This is a genomic window from Mycobacterium sp. UM_Kg27, from assembly GCF_000972905.1.
In the GTDB taxonomy this organism is placed as follows: domain Bacteria; phylum Actinomycetota; class Actinomycetes; order Mycobacteriales; family Mycobacteriaceae; genus Mycobacterium.
On sequence record NZ_JRMM01000256.1, the window covers coordinates 1 to 1881 of the forward strand.

At 73.2% G+C, this 1881-nt stretch carries 1 pseudogene; it reads right to left on the reverse strand.

The window, feature by feature from the left end:
• Positions 1-1881, reverse strand: a pseudogene (locus LI94_RS24065) (PE family protein); the annotation flags it as partial.

Here is a 1881-nt window from a genome sequence, read left to right on the forward strand (position 1 = left end):
TAAGAGACAGGGCACCACCATTGCCACCGGCCGTACCCGGCGCAGCGCCCGGATCACTCGCAGCGTCGTAACCGGCACCGCCCTTACCGCCGTTGCCGCCACTGGTGGGCGAAGTGCCCGCCGCGCCGTTGGCGCCGGTGGTGCCACCCGCGCCTCCGGTACCGCCCGCACCGCCGACACCGACGTTGCCGCCCTGTCCGCCCTTGCCGCCGTCGGGGTTGTCTGCAGTTCCGTTCGCTCCGGCGCCGCCGTTACCGGCCTTGCCGCCGCCGCCACCGTCGCCGGCATTTCCACCGATGCCGGTCGTACCGCCGCCGGTGCCACCGTTGCCGCCCGCGCCGCCGACGCCACCGTTACCACCGGCAGCACCGTCAGGGTCACTTTCGCTGCCGTCAGCGCCGTGGAAGGCGTTACCGCCCACGCCGCCCTTGCCGCCGTAGCCTCCGGCGCCATCGCCACCGTCCGAGGCGTACTTGCCGCCGCCGCTGGAACCACCAGCGCCACCCGCGCCACCGGCGCCACCGGAGCCGCCCTGCTGACCGGCGTAGCCATCCATGTGCTCGGCATCGCCGTTTTCACCGTTGGCGCCGTTAGCACCGTGACCGCCGTTACCGCCGTTGCCGCCGGCGCCGCCAGAGCCATGAGCACCGCTGATGGAGCCCGTACCACCGGCACCACCGTTACCGCCGCCGCCACCATCGCCGGCGTCGGCGCCGTCGGCGCCGGGAGCAGAACCGTTCGTACCGTTGAATCCGTTACCGCCCGCCCCGCCCGCGCCGCCCGCGCCGCCGACACCGGTGGCGGCCTGTGAACCGTCGGCGTTCTGACCGCCCAGGCCGCCATTGCCGCCGGCGCCGCCGTTGCCACCCGCGGTGCCATCGACCGAACCCGCGACTCCGTTCACCCCGGCCAGGCCGGCACCACCGACACCACCGTCGCCGCCGAGGCCGCCGACACCACCGGTGCCCGAACTAGCGAAGGTGCCGTTGCCGCTGTCACCACCGGCGCCGCCCTTACCGGCGTTACCACCGGCGCCACCGTTCTGCCCGGCCGCACCGTCGGGGTTGCCGACAACACCCGCAGCGCCGTTGCCACCGTCAGCGCCATGGCCACCGTTACCGCCGTTACCGCCGACACCGCCGACGCCGTGCGCACCGACCAGGCTGCCGGTGCCACCGACACCACCAGCGCCGCCGGCACCGCCATTGCCAGCGTTCGTACCAGCAGCACCCGCAGTAGCACCGTTGACACCGTTGAGGCCGTTTCCACCGGCGCCACCGACACCACCGGCACCACCGTTGCCCGTCGCGGCCTGCGAACCGTCTACGTAGAAACCACCCAAACCACCGTTACCGCCGGCGCCGCCCGCGCCACCGGCCGTGCCGTCAGGGTTCTGCTCGGTGCCGTTGCCTCCAGCTAGGCCAGCACCACCCGCCCCGCCATTACCGCCGAAGCCGGCTTGGCCGTTGCTTCCCGCTGCAGCGGCAGTGCCATCACCGTTGTCGCCACCGGCGCCGCCCTTACCGGCGTTGCCACCCGCGCCACCGTCTTGGCCGGCCTGACCGGCAATGTTCTGGGCATCTCCGTTGGCGCCGACAGCGCCGTCGGCTCCGTTGCCGCCGTTGCCGGCGTTACCACCGACACCACCAACACCGTGAGCACCCTCAACGGTGCCACTACCGCCGACACCACCCGCGCCACCGGCTCCACCGTTGCCACCATGAGTGCCATCGGCACCGGGCTCGTCACCGTTGGCGCCGTTAAAACCGTTCCCGCCGCGGCCGCCCGCACCACCAGCTCCACCGTTGCCGGTGGTGGCCTGCGAACCGTCAACGTTCAGGCCGCCCGCGCCGCCGTTGCCGCCGGCGCCGCCGGCGCCAC